The following is a 16,081-nucleotide window of genomic DNA, read 5'->3' on the forward strand; positions in this document are numbered from 1 at the left end:
AATCCACGGTTGCGGTGATCGGGGTGTCCCGCAGCGCGCTAATCCTTGACGACCAGAGCGCGCGGCGTTTTGCACAGACAGCTGGCGCCACTTCCGGTGATAACGATGGGTTCCGTAATCTCCAATCCGCCGTCATCGAGCCAGAGCGCTGGCATAAAATGAAATGTCATGCCGGGGACCAGCAGGGTCTTGTCGCCTGTGCGAAACGACATCGTACGCTCGCCCCAATCGGGCGGGTAAGAGAGGCCAATCGCGTAACCGCAGCGGCTGTCTTTTTCAAAGCCCAGCCGGTTCAGGGTGGCATTGAAGGCAAGCGCAATGTCTTCGCACCGATTGCCGGGTCTTGCCCGCTCCAGACCAGCCTCCACCGCCTCCAACACGGCCTTTTCAGCGTCCAGATACCTTTGGGGTGGTTTGCCGAAAAACAGCGTGCGGGACTGCGGGCATTGATAGCGCTTATGGGCCCCTGCGATCTCGAAAAATGTGCTTTCCCCCCGGCGCAGGGGGCTGTCGTCCCAGGTCAGGTGCGGGGCTGTGGCATCAATACCTGACGGGGCCATCGGCACAATCGCGGGATAATCGCCCCAGTATTCGTCTGCGCCCGTCACTGAGGCATGATAGATTTCCGCAATCAGATCGTTCTTGCGCATGCCGGGCTCGGCCTTGTCGCGGATCACGCCGTGCATGAGGAGAACATCGTGATCCGCGAGAACGGTGCCGCGTGGCTTTCGACACCCTGTGGCCCCGAGATGCGGGTGCTTGAGGGATGAACGCGAGGCCGTTCCCCTACAGGTTGGCTGAGATCACCGCCCCTCGGTTGGGTTTGATCGCCCTGCAGTCTGATGAGACCGTGGAAGGCGACCTGCGCCGTCTGCTACCACCCGATTGCGAACTGATGGTCAGCCGTGTGCCCTCCGCAAGGGAGGTGACATCCGGGTCCCTCGCCGCGATGGAGGATCATCTGACGGCGTCAGCAAAGCTGTTCCCGGCAGGTCTGACATTCGATGTGATCGGATATGGCTGCACCTCTGCCAGCGCGCAGATCGGCCCCGGTGCCGTGGCCGACAAGATCCGCACCGGGGCGCCCGCGCATCACATCACAGAACCGCTCAGCAGCCTGATCGCCGCATGTCGGTACCTGGGGCTCTCCCGCGTTGCTCTGCTGTCGCCCTATATCGCGCAGGTGTCCGAGCGGCTGAGCATCGCCCTGGCAAAGGCAGATATTTCCACACCTGTCTTCGGCAGTTTCAATGTCGCAGAGGAGGCATCGGTGGTCCGCATTGAGGCCGCCTCGATCATGTCGGCGGCGAAATATCTGATGGCAGACGCGGAGGTGGATGCGCTGTTTCTGTCCTGCACCAATCTGCGGACCCTTGAGAGCATTGCGCCGCTCGAGGCCCTGCTGGGCAAGCCGGTTCTGGCCAGCAATCAGGTGCTGGCCTGGCATATGATGCGGCTTGCGGGGCTTGCGCCGCCTGCTGCTGCGCCGGGGCAACTGTTTGGTCGCTGAGAAAGCCTGGGCAGCCCGTTCCCGCCGTTCAGATGCCTTCCAGCAGCACAAGCCAGACCCAGACCGTCAGGATCGACCCCAGGGTCGCCAGCAGGACGGAGGAGGCGGCCACCCGGCGCGCCCGCCCGTACATATTGGCAAAGATATAGGCGTTGAAACCGGGTGCCATGGCGGCCGTAAGCACACCGGAACGGAAGGCCTCATCCGGGACGGAGAGGTTTTTGCCAAAGAGCCACATCAGCGCGGGGTGCAGAACGAGAGTAATTGCGCAGACCATCGTAATGGCGCGCAGGTCACCTTCGGGGCGGTACTGGAAAAGAACGCCGCCTAGCGCAAAGAGCGCCGCCGGCAGAGCCGCGCGGATGATGAGCGAGAGCGCATCATCAACAACCGTTGGGATTGGCAGGCCCGTCAGGTTGACGAAAAATCCAAGCGCGATGCCGATCACCAACGCATTGCGGAACATCGCGCTGGCCACGCCGCGCGCCATCACGAGCGGTGACTTGCCGCGATTGCGGGTAATCTCCATCACGGTGATGCCAAGCCCATAGCAGAAAGGCGAATGCAGGGCGACAATCGCAAAGTTGCCGGTCAGCGCCTCCGGCCCGTAAGCCCGTTCGGTAATGGGCAGCCCCAGCAGCACCGAATTGGAAAACAGACAGCAAAAGCCGATGGCCACGCAATCTTCCCAATCGCGCTTGAAAAACGCCCGCGCGCCGAACATCCCGGCAAAGAAACACAAGGTAGCCCCCGCATAGAAGCTTGAGAGCAACCGCGGGTCAAAGGAGTTCTGCAGATCGATTTCCGCAATCGCCTTGAAGAGCAGACAGGGGATCGCAAACCCTTGGGTAAACCGCATCACCCCGTCGATGCCGGAGACCGGAAACAGCTCTTTCCAGACCGCGACATAACCGAAGCCGATGACCAGAAAGACCGGGAGGATGACCTCAAGAAGGGTTTGCATGGGGGCCTTTTGTACCGGATCTTAGGGGGCGGCGAGGCTTACGCGCAGCCCGTCATAGGCCGGTTGGACATGATCGGGGGTTTCAGCAAGAACAGTTTCATAGTCAAGATCGATGTGCATATTCGTCAGCACAGCCCGTTTGGGTCCTGCCCGTTCAATCCACTCCAGCGTCTGGGAAAGATGGGAGTGGGTTGGGTGAGGGTCGCGCCGGAGCGCATCAACGATCCAGCAGTCCAACCCTTCAAGCTTGGGCCAGACAGCCTCCGGGATTTGGGCCACATCCGGCAGGTAGGCCAGATCGCCTATGCGGAACCCCAGCGCGTCCATGCCACCGTGGGGCACGTCAAAGGGACAAAAGGTGATCGGGCCGCCCGCGCCTTCGATGGTCACGTCGCCGTCAATCAGGTTCATCTCCAGGATCGGGGGATAGGTTGAGCCTTTGGGTTGAATAAAGACATAGCCGAAACGCTGCATGAGCGCATCGCGGGTCGGCGCGTCGGCCCAGACCGGCAGGCGGGCGCGCATGTTGAAAACGATCATGCGCAGGTCGTCGATGCCATGCACGTGATCGGCGTGGCTATGGGTATAGATCACGGCGTCCAGCCGTCCCACATCCGCGTCCAGCAGCTGTTCGCGCACATCCGGGGAGGTGTCGATCAGCACGGTTGTTGTGCCGCCGGGGCCCTGCCGCTCCACCAGCAAGGAACATCGGCGGCGACGGTTTTTGGGGTTTACCGGGTCGCAATCCCCCCAATGCCCGCCCAGTCGCGGCACGCCGCCTGACGATCCACAGCCCAGGATGGTAAAGTGCAAATCTGCCATTATGACGCCGGGGCGGGCTGCGCCGCCTTGGAGAACAGGCGGTCAAAATTCGCCTCTGTCTGCGCGGCAAAGGCTTCGTATTCCATGCCAAAGGTCTCTGCCGCGCGCCGGGCGGTATAGGCGGTAAAGGCAGGTTGGTTCCGCTTGCCGCGATGCGGCGGCGGGGCGAGATAGGGCGCGTCTGTCTCAACGAGAACCCGGTCCACCGGTGCTGCCGCAAAGATCTCCCGCAGAGCCTGCGATTTGGGGAAAGCCGTGATCCCCGACATCGAAAGGTAAAACCCCAGATCAAGCGCCGCCCGCGCAAGCCCCGCGGACGACGAAAAGCAGTGCATCACACAAGTATACGGGCCTTGTCGATACGCGTCCCTCAGGATCGCGGCCATGTCCTCATCAGCGTCGCGGGCATGTATGATCACCGGCAGACCTGTCTCGCGGGCAGCATCGATATGCACCCGGAGGGAAGTTTTCTGCACCTCGGCGCTTTCGGCTGTGTAATGATAGTCGAGCCCGGTTTCCCCGATCCCCACAAATTTCGGGTGCTGCGCCAGTGCGACAAGGCCGTCCACGGTGGCCATGGGTTCGGTTGCCGCACTCATCGGGTGGGTCCCCGCAGCATAATAGATCGGCGCATGCGCCTCGGCAATCGCGCGCACGGCGGGTTCGTTTTTCAGCTTGGTGCAAATCGTGACCATGCGCATGACTCCCGCCGCTCGGGCGGTGGCGACAACCTCGTCGAGCCGTCCGTCAAAGTCCGGGAAGTCGAGGTGGCAGTGGCTGTCTGTGATATGCGGTTCTGTGCTCATGCCTGTCCGACGTCTTACTGGCCGACCCTGTGTCAAGCGGCGCGGGCCTGACCGATCTTAATGAGGGTATCTAGGACCAAGGCGGCAGGGTCAAGGTTCACCGCGCGGCCATGTTGGCTGCGCGCACCTGTCTCCTGGGCGATCTCGGCCCAGGCGCGTCCCGCTGCCGGGTGCGGCGCCAGCCGCGCCAGCGTTTCCGCCTCACGCGGGGCGGCCTCGACATCGGGCACAACACCGCTGGCCCCTGTGCGCGCAAGACGCGCAAGCAAAAGGTCCAAGAGCTCAAACAGCAGGTCCCGCTTGGCTTCTGCCCCGCGTGCGGCGGCGGCTTCTGCCAGTTTGACAGCCCGGCTTCGGTCAAATTGCGGCAGCCCTCCTACTAGCGCGACCAGCTCGGCATAGAGTTTCAGACCCTCCAGCGCCGACAGCCGCAGGGCAGCTCCGACCGAACCGCCTGAGAGTTCCGACAAGGCGGCCGTTTGGGCAGCGGTGTCGGTCCCGGCCTGCGTCAAGGCACGCGCCATATCGTCGGCACCAAGCGGTTTGAGACGCAACACGCGGCAGCGCGACCGGATGGTCGGCAAAAGTCTTGACGGCTGATGGTTGACAAGCAGTAGTGTCGCGCGATCCGGTGGCTCCTCAAGCATTTTAAGCAGGGCGTTGGCCGCTTGGGGGTTCATGTCGTCCGCAGCATCCACGATGACAACCCGCCGCCCGCCATCAGCGGCGGACATCTGGAAAAACCCGGTCAGGCCACGGATATCCTCGACCGAGATCACATCCCGCAAGCGTCCGGTTTTTTCATTTTCCGTGCGGGTGATCGATTTCAGGCCGGGTTCGGAGCCTGCCGCGATCCGGCGCGCTACAGGGTGTTCGGGATCGATATGCAAGGACGACGGCGCTACGGGAGCGCCAAAGAGCCCGTCTCCATCCAGCGACGGGGTGGCCAGCAGGAAACGCGCGATGGACCACGCGAGAGTTGCCTTACCAATACCGCGCGGCCCGGTCAGCAACCAGCCGTGGTGCAGACGTCCGGTCGCATAGGCCTCCAGAAACCCGGCCTCGGCGACGGATTGACCAAATATTTCAAGGGTATCGCGCGGATGAGGCGCACCGTCGATCTGGTCAGGCGCGGTCATGGTAGGGCGGCCTCAACAAGCTGCCGGATGTCTTTTGCCACGGCATCAGGGGCTTGCGCACCATCGACCACTCGGAAGCGGTCGGGAAACTCCTCCGCCAGCTTCAGAAAGCCTGCGCGCATGCGGGTCTGCAAATCTTCGCCAAAGGCTTCAAAGCGCTCGTCCGCAGTCTGGCGCGACAAGGCGCGGGCGAGCCCCACCGCCGGGTCCATGTCGATCAGAACAGTGAGATCCGGCTCCCGTCCGATCATTAACCTGTGCAATTGGTCGACAACATCGCGCAGATCACCACGGGACAGCCCCTGATACATCCGGGTGCTATCCGCAAAGCGGTCGCAGATCACGATCTTGCCTGCCGCGAGCGCGGGCGCGATCAACCGCTCCAGATGGTCCCGGCGCGCGGCGGTAAAGAGCAGGATTTCGGTTTCGGCAGACCAGCGGTCAGGGTCCCCCTGCAGCACCAGCGCGCGGATTTCCTCGGCCCCGGCGGAGCCGCCAGGCTCGCGTGTTTCCACCACGTCGTAGCCTTGGGCGCGCAAGTGTGCCGCAAGCCTGTTGGATTGCGTTGATTTGCCTGATCCGTCGATGCCTTCAAAGGTAATGAACAATCCAGTGTCGCGCGGCGACGGTGTCACGATTGCGCCTCAGGCCCCTGGATCAGCTTCGTCATCAGGATCATGGCCGCCGTCGTCATCCGACTGAGAAAGCCACCGCTTGCCACATCCCGGTCCGCGACGAGCGGGAGCCGAACTTCGGGCAGCCCTTCGGGCGTAAAGACAAGCTCGGCCAGGGGATCGCCCTGCGCAATCGGCGCCTCGACCGGGCCGGTATAGACGACCTCGGCCTCGACCTGTTGACCGGCCAGCGCTGGCATCAGGACACTGAGATCTTCAGGCGCGACGAGCCCGACGGTCGGGACGCTGCCCATCCAGACGTCGGCCTGTGCGAACTGCTGGCCTTCTGTTGCAACTTCGCGCATGGAAAACTGACGAAATGCCCAATTGACGATAGCTTGAGATTCCTGCGCGCGCGCCGCCACAGTATCAAGACCGGTAATTACGAAGATCACCCGGCGGTCCCCCTGTTTCGCCGATCCGACCAGCCCGTAGCCTGCCTCCTGCGTATGGCCTGTTTTGAGACCATCCGCCCCGATGCCCATGGTCAGAACCGGATTGCGGTTCAGCCGGTTGCTGGGCACCCGGTTGTCGAATTCGAATTCGGTTTCCGCAAAAAGAGGATAGAACTCTGGAAAATCGGTGATGAGCCGGTCTGCCAGCAAGGCCAGATCGCGCATCGACATCAGGTGACCGGGCTGGGGCCATCCGCTTGCATTGGTAAAGGTCGAGTTTGTCATGCCCATCTGTTGCGCCCGCTGGGTCATCAGCCGCGCAAAGCCGTATTCGGTCCCATCCGGCGACAGCGCTTCGGCGATCACCACACAGGCGTCATTGCCCGACAAGACGACAATTCCGCGGATCAGGTCTTCAACCCGCACGGTCTCGCCAGAGCGAAGGAACATGCTGGAGCCGCCGTAGGACTGGGCATGCTCCGACACCGGAAGCTCTTCGTTCATGTCCAACCCGCCTTCGGTTTTGCCGCGGCGCACCGCATCGAAGGCCATATACAGGGTCATCAGCTTGGACATCGAGGCAGGCGGCAGCGGGGTGTCGGCCTCTTTGTTGAGCAGCACGGTGCCGGTTGTCTGATCCATCACAAAAGCAGCGGCGGCTTTGGTTTCAAAGGCCGAGGCGCTGGCGGTCGAAAAGATCATGGCGAAGATGGCGACGGCAAAACGGATCACGTTCAATCTCCTCATTGGCTCAATTGGTCACGGCGTAGGCATCCGAGAACCCTTCGCCCTTGATCTGGTCAAGCAGCTGGCGGCGTTCCCCCGAAGTCGTGGCGGGCCCGACGAGAACCCGCCAGAAGTCCTTGCCGCTGGAATTCTGCGCCTGCACCGTTGGGACCATGCCAGCGCTTCTTATCTGGGTCGCAACACGGTCCGCGTTATCCTCGACGCTGAAAATGCCCACTTGGATAAAGGGTTTTTGCAGTGTCGAAACCGGCAATGTCGACTGGACGGCCGGAGCCGGCGCTGCGGCCGTCGTTGGTTCTGCGGCATCTATTGCGGCACCTGCAGCTTCAATCGGATCAAGGGTGCTTTCCGCAATCACTTCCGGGGCATCAATGGCCTCGTCAGCCGTCTCGATAACGTCCGGTTCCGGTGGTGTCACAGCAATCCGCTCCTTGCGCAGGGCTATGACGTCGAGATCAACAGGCGCGCCCGCCAGAACACCCAGGGACTGCGCGGCATCCGATGAGATTTGTAGCCGCGGCCCCGGTATTTCGCGTTCGCGCCGAAAGAGAGCCCCCACCACGAATTGGCCATTTGATTGATTGCGGATGAGGACGCGTTCTGGTTCGGTCACGTCCGGATGTGCCACCCAGACCCCGCCGAGCGATGGCCTGCCATCCCACAATCCGGGTTCGGTAGCCGAGAAAACCTCCGGCGCTTCGACATCCTGTTCAATGAACTCACCCTCGGCGTCGGTCTCGACCGTCGCGGCCGTTTCAGCCCCCTGCCTGGGGGTGAAGATGTTTTGGATATCGAAAGAGCCTGTATCATCGCAACCCGTCAACAGCAGAATACCAATTAATCCGGCGGTCAATTTAAATCTCTCAACCTGACCATAAGAGGCAAAAGGGAGTTTGCTCATTGTCGCTGTCCTTGCCTGTTGGCTGCCTGAGCAGCACACCTCGCAGCCCCGTTTGGAACAGGGTCTTGACGCAAGTGTAGCTTGCGATGATCTGCGTGGGAAGACGAAACGGCAAAGATCGGCAATATTCCCCAGCGTAGCGTAGAGATTTTTCGAGGTTTCAGAATCGCTTGTCACACACTAGGACGGTCTAACCGGAGGAGTGGCAGAGTGGTCGAATGCACCGGTCTTGAAAACCGGCGTGCGTGAAAGCGTACCGTGGGTTCGAATCCCACCTCCTCCGCCACTAAGCTGATGGTATGAACTATCCAATCTCTGAAAAACCCAATGTTTTCAATGTCCGCACGGTGCGTTTACGCGCTGTAGGGGCCGTTTCCCTCATAAAATCCCGCATGGATTTCCGCATAGTGGCGGGTTTGGTGATGGAGGGTTTTGTATGGGTCTGACGTTGGATCGGGGGCGGTATTACTTCGTGATGAACGTGCCCAAGCATCTCTTTGGGAAGCTTTTAGGCAAGACCGGGCAACCGGTGCGGCAGGTGCGCCAAGCGCTGCGGACGGCCGATTTCAGCGTGGCAAAGCGCAAAGCCTTTGAGCTGGAGGAGCTGAAACGCGCAGAGTGGCATCTGCTGGAGCTGGGCGAAGAGGCGCTGGCGCATGAGAAGTTTGCCGCCGCCAAGAGAACAGCAGAAAGCCGCGGCTTTGACTATGTGCCGAGCGATGTCTTGCTACGGCGCTCTTTTGAGGAGAACCTGCCCCGGTTGATGGCGGCGGCGGGCACAGAGGCGCAGCCGACGCCACCCGAGATGGCCAAGGCGATCCTCGGCGGCGTGGAGGTGGCCTTGCCGCCTCTACGAGAGGTGCTGCAGGAGTTCATCGCCCTCACCAAGACGAAGCATATCCGCAAATCCGAGCGCCAGCGGCATCTGTGGCGTCTGCCAAGAGAGCGTGCCGTGTCCAACTTCGAAAAGGCTGTTCCAAGGCGCGCAACGGGCGGCATTAATCGGATTACGCGGGAGGACGCGCTGGCCTTTCGGGCCTGGTGGGCGGCGCGGATCGAGGCGGGAGAGACCCGCGCAGAGACGGCGAACAAGGACTTTGGGCATCTGTCGCAGATCATTCGGGAGTGGTGCGAGTTGAAAGGCCATGCTGATCTCGAGAACCCCTTCGCGAAGCTCCGGTTTGACCGCGCCATTGACCCAGAGATCCCGCGACCTCCGTTCTCCCGCGAATGGGTTGAGACGCGTCTGCTGGCACTTGGTGCGCTGGACGGTCTCAATGCCGAGGCCAGAGATGCGTTCCTGATGCTGATCAACACAGGGCTATGGCCCTCAGAAGTGCCTCTCCTGCCCGCTGGAAGACTTCTGCCTCGACGACCCCATTCCTTTCTTGCGCGTGGCCCCACACGGGCGTGAGCTCAAGCAGCGCCATACGGCGCGCGAGGTTCCCCTGCTGGGCGTCTCACTGGCAGCTGCCCAACGGATTGTGGCGCGCGGCGGAATCCAGAGATACTGGCACAAGGCGACATCCTGGTCGAACCTGGTCAACAAATACCTCGAGACCAACGGCTTGAAAGAAACGCCCGCGCACACCGCCTACAGCCTGCGGCACTACGTTGAAGACGCGCTGCTCACCGCCGGGATCGATGATCGGGTGCGGGCAGACATCCTCGGCCACAAGTACAAGCGGCCTGTCTACGGGTCAGGCGGTGGGTTGGCTTTGCGGCATCAGGCTTTGGCCGAGATCGCCCTGTGATTTATCTTGCTGACGATTAACGAAATCACCCCTTTTTTGGCCTGGTGTCTCCCGCCACCTGAGAGCCACCTTCATATCTTTCAATAGGTTATGCCCGGGAGGTGTTGCGCTTTGGGCAGGAACAGCGCGCGGGGATAACCAATTCTTTAACCCAAATTGGTTCTGTCCGGACAGAGGTACTCACCCTCGAACAGACGCAAATCACGCAAACAAGCGCACCGGCTCGGATCAAAGTTGAACCGAGACGGCGTGCGCAGGCTCTCTTAACGGCGCCGGACAGAATGGCGTACAGGCTTGAATGTAAACATTCAGGTCATGAGAGAGCTATTTCAAAAACGGAGGTTTCAAACGTTTTGGCCAAAGACTGTCCCGCAGATCATACACTCACCGCCCCGGAGCCCTTGTTGCGATCTCGCCCGGAAGGGGTTCCACTTCCTCTTGCACATCTTGGACCGCTTCGCGCACCGACACAGGCGTTGGCGGATCTGACGCAAGCGCCTGTCGAGATCGGCGCACAATCTCTGCTCGCTGTCTCGTCTCTCGCCACGCAATCGCTCGCAGATGTGGAGACGCTGGCCGGAAAGGCCCCGCTCAGTCTCTTCTTCCTCACTTTCGCACCTTCTGGCGAACGCAAATCGTCCTGCGACAAGCTGGCCATGGCACCGGTTCAACACTGGGAAGAAGAGCAGTTCACCGCCTATCTTCACCGCCGGAAGACCTACGAGTTCGACCTTGAAGTGTTTGAGAACCGGCACCGGAAACAGGTGAAAGCCCGCAGCGGCGGTGACGGCAACGTGATCGAAACCGATGCACCGCAAGCGCCTGTGGCGCCGATCATCCCGCGCAAGGTTCTGTCGGATGTGACCTACGAGGGCTTGCTGCATCACTTCGAGGACGGCGACCCCTCGGTGGGCATCTTTTCCGATGAAGGTGGACAGATCTTCGGCGGGCACGCCATGTGCAAGGAGAACCAGCTCAAGACATCCGCAGGCTTGTCTAAGATCTGGGATGGGGCACCCCTGAACCGGACACGCGCGGATGACGCGCTGACCACCTTCCGGCATCGCCGCGGATGCCTTCATCTGATGTTGCAGACCGGTGTGGCGGAGAGCGTTTTTGCCAATGACACCTTTCGGGATCAGGGATTGTTGTCGCGCTGTCTGATCGCTCAACCGCAAAGCCGGATCGGACAGCGGTTCATATCGGAAGGACCAGACGAGGTGCAAAGGCGCGCGGCAGCGAAGGAGACGCTGGCCGCCTTCCATGCCATGATCACCGGCTTGCTCTCACAGCCGCCCCGTACCAACGGCAATCCGCGGGAGTTGTCTCCACCGACCTTGGAACTCTCGCCAGAGGCGCGGTCGATGCTTGTTGCTTTTGCTAATGAAGTCGAGCGTGAACAAGGCAAAGACGGCGATCTGGCCCATATCACCGGCGTTGCCTCAAAGGCGGCGGAGCAGGCCGCGCGCATCGCCGGCGTGTTCTCGGTGTTGGCAGACCCCACGACACGGGGTGTGACCGCGGCAGTGATGCTGGACGCCATCCGGCTCATGGCCTGGTATCTGGCAGAGGCACAGCGCGCGCTCGATGTCGGCCGAGTCGACCCGTCTCTGCAGATGGCAGAGCGCTTGCGGGTCTGGTTGCTGGAGAAGATGCCGCATGAGCCCTTCGACAAACGCAAGATCGTCCGCTTTGGACCCGCCTCAATCCGAGACACGAAGACGGTGGAGAAGCTGCTGAACATCCTCGAGCGCCATCATTGGATCGTGCGCGTCCCCGCCGCGCAGATAAGCGGCAAGAAGGCCGCCCAAACCTGGAGGGTTGTATCGGATGTATAAACTCTTCACCTACAACGTTGCCACCGACGCGCCATGCCCGCCGTCGCAGCCGAGCCAGGAGCCTGCGACAAAGTCCCCAGCGACATCACCACATGCGACAGCTAACCCGCTACAAAACAGAGCGAATTCCAATCTGTCGCAGAAGTCGCTGGTCGCAAAGTTCATGGCGCTGGATTCCATCGCACGTGATGCTTTCGAGGAACGCGCAGCGATCCTGCAGTTCGACGCCGGCATGAGCCGCGACGAGGCCGAACGCGAAGCGCTCATCCAGGTCATGGCCACTTACCGCCGCGGCTAAGGCCGGACCGCACCGCGATGGAGGCACCAGCAGTTAGACAAAATCCCGCTTGACCAAAATGAAGAACACGCCATTACTCAAGGTCCGTAAATCTTACAAAACCGGGGCGTAAGTTTTTGTCCTCATCGCCGGGCAAACTATCCTGAAAACCACTCACAGGAAATCTCGTATACAAGCTCATCACAACGCTGTCGGTCTTTAGCAAAATGCTCAAAGTATATCTGTTTCTTGTCAGTTTCCCCAATGGGGTGGCTATCGCATTGCTGCTTTAGAAACGGCGACAGCAAGCGTTTTGTGGCCCAACGCACGTTTGCAGACCTTGAATAAACTCTTATCGCCTGTTTCGCACCGTGCGAAAGATTGGGAATTGCCCAATGCTCTTCTCCGTCAATTATTCTGAAAGGATCTTTGTATTTGCGCAGGAAGGGTGCTTCTGTTTCAGTTTGTTTGCGAATGAAAGCCGGGTTTTTGACGATATCGATCCCGTTAGAGCTATTCACGACTGAACTGACAGGGAACTCGATATCACTTATCCCAAGAACAGATGCGCTCGAACGACAGAAACAAAACGTTCTTTTCGGGAAATATACTTAGAATGTTTTCAATCTGATCGGCATAGAGTGATTTCTGAATGTAATCTTCCACAAATGATGACTGAAAAGCTGCGTGCACGTTGGGAATGTTTTCCTTCCCTCTGGATTTCGTAAAGAACTCGTACTGCGAAATCGCGCGGTACGTTAGATCTCTCAGAACCGCAAAAATCTTGATGTCGCTGTAGTATTCGTGAATACGTTCGAGACTTTTTCTATAGAGCATATATCTTGGGGTTATTTCACCCCGAGTTTTCTCTTTTCCCTTTGGAAAATTGTTCTCGTAGATTTCTTTGCCCCGCGCATATTTACTGTCTTTGTCAAAATGATGCAGTTCCTTTTGCGTGGGTACAAATACATCCGGGTGAGCCCGCAGAGCTTCGTGAAGCCACGATGTGCCGCTACGAGCCGCTCCAACTCCAATAAAATCAATAGCCATGATGCACCCTTCCAAACTTTCTAAAATTCAGTAGCGTCATGGACGTATTTCAACCTCCTTAATCCCTAAAAGACTTTTTTCTGGTATTGTCAACTTGAAGACCGACTCGTCAAAACCGATCAAAACTCGTTTCAGTTTTGCAGAACGAGCAGGTTTATTGAATGAAGCCTTGTAGGAACCAAGGCAATCAGTGACCATTTCGTCAGTATGACCGTGTGGCTTCGATGATTACTCAGGAATTTGAACGCGGTCGTCATGTTGCGCATTCAGGCTATGCTCAACAATTCATTCCTGCACATCCTCGGCCAAGCGGCGTAACGCCACGCCACACTGGGCGCAATCATCTTTGCCCATCGTCAGTTCGCCTGCCATGCGCGGGATGGGATCGGGGATCGGACGGCGCTTTGGCTTGTCTTTGGGTTCCTCGTCGGGAAGTCGCCGCTTTGCCGTCATCTTGGCAACCGCAATCTCGCTCGTCTCCAGTGCCAGTTGAAGCTGCTCGATACTCTCTGATGACGATCCAAACCTGTGATTGCGATGACCTACCAACTGGTGGCGCAGCTTCTCGATCAGGACGATCTGAGGCTTCACTTCGGCCGGCAAAAGTGCTGTGAACTGCCTTAGTTCATCAGGGTCTTACGGCAGCGGTTTGTCGGTATCCCGCATGGTTGAACGTAAGCGTCCGGCCAGCCTGCACTGCCGCAGACTACCTTGATATCTGCTTCACGTCCCAGGCCGCGGATGCATTTGTTGAAACGCTTCTGGTTGAGGACGGAGGCAAGAGGTCGAACTTCAGTATGACCTGACAGATCTGACCTGTCAGGATGAGGATGCCTTTGGTCCACAACTTCATATCTCGAGAGAGGTATTCGATACAACTGCGCCAATGTCAGGGGGCTGTGCTTTTTGACAAGCCGGAAAATCACCTTAAAAAAACCTCATGAGAACGAAAAATCTTCCTCATCCAGCGAGGGGAGTGAGATATCTTCCAGCGTGATTGACCCAGATCCATAGTTTAAGATGGTACCACCATCAGATTCGGAAAGAATGAGATCGGCAAACACCAAGTCTTGTACGTCGAATACAATAATATCGGTGCTTGTTTCGAAGCCTGCAATGAAGTCCATGCCATCTCCGTCGGAAAATACAAACTCATCAGCTCCTAGCCCACCGGTGAGTGAGTCATCGCCTTTGCCACCGCTCAGCGTGTCGTTGCCCCCCATTCCTTGCAGCTTATCTTGGCCCACACCACCGGATGTGATTTCGATGGCGTCCGTTCCAATTTGGTGTGTCAACGCTGGCGCTGGGTTTGTCTCATGCGCATTTCCGGCGGCCAGTTTTTCGGTGCTTTGAGCCAGCGCGACAACAAACTGGGCGATGGTGATCCGACCTGACGAGAGGTTCGCTTCCAAAGTTGACGACTCTGCTGGCGTTGGGTCGCGACCGAAAGTATTCAGGAAAGCCTGCTCAACAAGCGCGGCACCTGTCAACCCTGTTAGGGGTGCCGATGACACCCCTTGGATCGCACCATCCAACCCCAGCATTTTGGTCGCCAGATCATCCGGATTATCCGTACCCTCAAGCAATAATCCGGAGTAATACTCTAACTCACGCACGGTCGCGTCACGATCGTACATGACATCAATAAGATCTTTCACCAGCGCTTCAACATAGGCCTTGTCCAGACTACGTTAGTACTCCGCCGGGTTCATGATAACGTCGAAGTTATTCGTCGACATGTGGGTATTACCCACGACCAGATGCTCAACGGACTCAGAGATTTCAAGAAGCATATTAATGCGAGTTGAGGTGTCACTCGTGAGTGTTTGCAGATGATTGTCCAGCTCTGCAAGCCCCGGCGCACGACCAAAGGTGTTCAGGTAGAACTGAGTCACAAATTCAGCGTTTGTTAAAACACCGTAGCGCGTAGTGGCTTCAGGTGAGTTCATCAATTCAGCCGCGAGGGATGCTCTGTCGAGCTGGTTGTTTACGACGTATTTCACCAAAACCTGTTCTTCGGTGTATTCTCGTCCCCCAGCGCCTTCAGTCGACGCATCTCGTCCGGCAGCAGACCGCCGTACTTCTTTTTCCAGTTGAAGTACGTCGCCTGGCTGATACCGGCCTTGCGGCAGATCTCCGCGACCGGCGTTCCTTGCTCGCCCTGCTTCAGGATGAAGGCCTTTTGCGCCTCCGTAAATTTCGATGCCTTCATGCGATTCCGCTCCTCTTCCAGCCTGGGAAATCTAGCGGAAAACTCCAGCTTCAAACGATCCAGTTTTCAGGGGGCAGAGCACTTCACTAATGCTGTAGGAATGCCGTGCGCTTGGCGAGTTCGTAGCGAGAAAGTTGAGCACCGGTCCCCCTACTTGGAACCCACCAGGATACGCAGGCCAAAAAACGCTAGAGACCGGGTTTATCTTAAAATCGGCCAGTACCGCATGATCATAACGCACTTTCGGGACAGTACCGGTCGTATCATAATAAACATCGTTGTCTCGCCGCCTATCATTTCCGACGTCAACGTAAGTTCCATAGGATGCGGTGGTTACATAGCCTTCTTCCTGATACTCAGCACTCTCGTGATACGCTCTCTCGAAATCGTGCACTGAGTGAACAGTACGCTCTATTCCCAAGTATCCATTAGGCGTACGTATCTGATCATCGTTCCAGGCGCTTGCATCTGGCTCAGGCGCAGGACTTATTGAATCGTTTTTTTATTGCTCCCTCGATCAACGTCCTGATAGTCTGGAAGCCCTCCGCCACGAGCAAGGTTTTCTTTTAATAAGTCACGATGCAAATCGGGATAGGCTGTCGGATCATCCACTGGGGATGACGGCAAATGAACAGTAATCCCTAAAAGAGATTGTAAGTCACCGATCTTATATCTTTCGTCCACATATCTACTGACAATCTCAACAATTCTGTTTGCAGGGACATTTTCGTATTGTCTTTGCAGATCATTCGCTACTAGCCTGTCTGCTAGTCCACCTATCTTGTGAGCAGCTTCCTCTCCCGCTTTTCCTAAAACGCTATCGAAGGCCGATACATACCCTCTCGCCATGCTTGCTACACCAGCGGCCGGAGGTTGTGCATCAACAGAACCAAATGGATCTAAACTCGGCTTGTGAGACCCTAACCCTCGAGCAAATTCCTTCTGATGCGGACTAAGTTTGAAGTTGGTTTTTTGTCGACCTGTCAAGATGT

The 16,081-nt window shown here is 58.2% G+C and carries 18 protein-coding genes, 1 tRNA gene and 2 pseudogenes; 6 read left to right on the plus strand and 15 right to left on the minus strand.

Annotated elements, in window-relative coordinates:
* Positions 1-38: 38 nt before the first annotated feature.
* Positions 39-686, minus strand: a pseudogene (locus tag H7847_RS07255) (M24 family metallopeptidase); the annotation flags it as partial.
* An 80-nt stretch (positions 687-766) separates the two neighbouring features.
* On the opposite strand from H7847_RS07255, the gene H7847_RS07260 reads away from it, so the two are divergent.
* On the plus strand, positions 767-1,510 hold the full coding sequence (locus H7847_RS07260) for a maleate cis-trans isomerase family protein (RefSeq protein WP_227268725.1): 744 nt from the start codon (positions 767-769) through the stop codon (positions 1,508-1,510).
* Positions 1,511-1,538: 28 nt separating this feature from the next.
* Here the strand turns inward: H7847_RS07260 and H7847_RS07265 are convergent, their stop codons facing one another.
* Genes H7847_RS07265 through H7847_RS07295 form a run of 7 tightly spaced genes read right to left on the minus strand, consistent with a single transcriptional unit; the run spans position 1,539 to position 7,958 of the window.
* Positions 1,539-2,474: an AEC family transporter gene (locus H7847_RS07265; protein ID WP_227268726.1), complete on the minus strand. Its 936-nt coding sequence runs from the start codon at positions 2,472-2,474 to the stop codon at positions 1,539-1,541.
* A 21-nt stretch (positions 2,475-2,495) separates the two neighbouring features.
* Positions 2,496-3,296 carry an MBL fold metallo-hydrolase gene (locus H7847_RS07270; RefSeq protein ID WP_227268727.1) on the minus strand — a complete coding sequence of 267 codons (801 nt, stop codon included), beginning with the start codon at positions 3,294-3,296 and terminating at the stop codon, positions 2,496-2,498.
* Positions 3,296-4,102, minus strand: a complete 807-nt coding sequence (locus H7847_RS07275) for a TatD family hydrolase (protein WP_227268728.1) — start codon at positions 4,100-4,102, stop codon at positions 3,296-3,298. The genes H7847_RS07270 and H7847_RS07275 overlap by 1 nt, the downstream gene beginning before the upstream one ends.
* A gap of 32 nt (positions 4,103-4,134) precedes the next feature.
* Positions 4,135-5,241: a DNA polymerase III subunit delta' gene (locus H7847_RS07280; RefSeq protein WP_227268729.1), complete on the minus strand. Its 1,107-nt coding sequence runs from the start codon at positions 5,239-5,241 to the stop codon at positions 4,135-4,137.
* The gene (gene tmk / locus H7847_RS07285) at positions 5,238-5,876 is read right to left on the minus strand and encodes a dTMP kinase (RefSeq protein WP_227268730.1); all 639 of its coding nucleotides are present in this window, start codon (positions 5,874-5,876) and stop codon (positions 5,238-5,240) included. The genes H7847_RS07280 and tmk overlap by 4 nt, the downstream gene beginning before the upstream one ends.
* On the minus strand, positions 5,873-7,057 hold the full coding sequence (locus tag H7847_RS07290) for a D-alanyl-D-alanine carboxypeptidase family protein (protein WP_406675974.1): 1,185 nt from the start codon (positions 7,055-7,057) through the stop codon (positions 5,873-5,875). The genes tmk and H7847_RS07290 overlap by 4 nt, the downstream gene beginning before the upstream one ends.
* A gap of 4 nt (positions 7,058-7,061) precedes the next feature.
* Entirely contained in the window at positions 7,062-7,958 is an 897-nt protein-coding gene (locus H7847_RS07295; RefSeq protein ID WP_227268731.1) for an SPOR domain-containing protein, read from the minus strand.
* Positions 7,959-8,154: 196 nt separating this feature from the next.
* Here H7847_RS07295 and H7847_RS07300 point away from each other — a divergent pair.
* The 5 genes from H7847_RS07300 (at position 8,155) to H7847_RS07320 (ending at position 11,848) form a co-directional block, all read left to right on the plus strand.
* Positions 8,155-8,244: transfer RNA gene (locus H7847_RS07300), tRNA-Ser, on the plus strand.
* A gap of 150 nt (positions 8,245-8,394) precedes the next feature.
* Positions 8,395-9,372: a DUF6538 domain-containing protein gene (locus tag H7847_RS07305; RefSeq protein ID WP_227268732.1), complete on the plus strand. Its 978-nt coding sequence runs from the start codon at positions 8,395-8,397 to the stop codon at positions 9,370-9,372.
* Entirely contained in the window at positions 9,347-9,712 is a 366-nt protein-coding gene (locus H7847_RS07310) for a site-specific integrase (RefSeq protein ID WP_227268733.1), read from the plus strand. Before H7847_RS07305 ends, H7847_RS07310 begins: the two co-directional genes overlap by 26 nt.
* A gap of 404 nt (positions 9,713-10,116) precedes the next feature.
* On the plus strand, positions 10,117-11,550 hold the full coding sequence (locus H7847_RS07315) for a YfjI family protein (protein WP_227268734.1): 1,434 nt from the start codon (positions 10,117-10,119) through the stop codon (positions 11,548-11,550).
* Positions 11,543-11,848 (plus strand): hypothetical protein, encoded by a 306-nt coding sequence (locus H7847_RS07320; protein WP_227268735.1) that lies wholly within the window; start codon positions 11,543-11,545, stop codon positions 11,846-11,848. The genes H7847_RS07315 and H7847_RS07320 overlap by 8 nt, the downstream gene beginning before the upstream one ends.
* 137 nt (positions 11,849-11,985) lie before the next feature.
* On the opposite strand, the gene H7847_RS07325 is transcribed toward H7847_RS07320, so the two are convergent.
* The 7 genes and pseudogenes from H7847_RS07325 to H7847_RS07355 form a co-directional block, all read right to left on the minus strand.
* Entirely contained in the window at positions 11,986-12,348 is a 363-nt protein-coding gene (locus H7847_RS07325; protein WP_227268736.1) for a hypothetical protein, read from the minus strand.
* Positions 12,349-12,373: 25 nt separating this feature from the next.
* Complete coding sequence (locus H7847_RS07330; protein WP_227268737.1) at positions 12,374-12,877, minus strand: sulfotransferase domain-containing protein; 504 nt, start codon at positions 12,875-12,877, stop codon at positions 12,374-12,376.
* 285 nt (positions 12,878-13,162) lie between these two features.
* Positions 13,163-13,468: a transposase gene (locus tag H7847_RS07335; protein ID WP_227268738.1), complete on the minus strand. Its 306-nt coding sequence runs from the start codon at positions 13,466-13,468 to the stop codon at positions 13,163-13,165.
* 347 nt (positions 13,469-13,815) lie between these two features.
* Positions 13,816-14,535, minus strand: coding sequence for a calcium-binding protein (locus H7847_RS07340; protein ID WP_227268739.1), 720 nt, complete (start codon positions 14,533-14,535; stop codon positions 13,816-13,818).
* A 33-nt stretch (positions 14,536-14,568) separates the two neighbouring features.
* A complete protein-coding gene (locus H7847_RS07345) occupies positions 14,569-14,880 on the minus strand; it encodes a DUF4214 domain-containing protein (protein ID WP_227268740.1) in 312 nt (103 codons plus the stop codon).
* Positions 14,881-14,900: 20 nt separating this feature from the next.
* Positions 14,901-15,089: pseudogene (locus H7847_RS07350) on the minus strand (transposase); the annotation flags it as partial.
* A gap of 486 nt (positions 15,090-15,575) precedes the next feature.
* Positions 15,576-16,076, minus strand: a complete 501-nt coding sequence (locus H7847_RS07355; protein ID WP_227268741.1) for a hypothetical protein — start codon at positions 16,074-16,076, stop codon at positions 15,576-15,578.
* Positions 16,077-16,081 lie beyond the last annotated feature (5 nt).

This window comes from Roseobacter weihaiensis, assembly GCF_020622345.1.
Classification (GTDB): Bacteria; Pseudomonadota; Alphaproteobacteria; order Rhodobacterales; family Rhodobacteraceae; genus Roseobacter; species Roseobacter weihaiensis.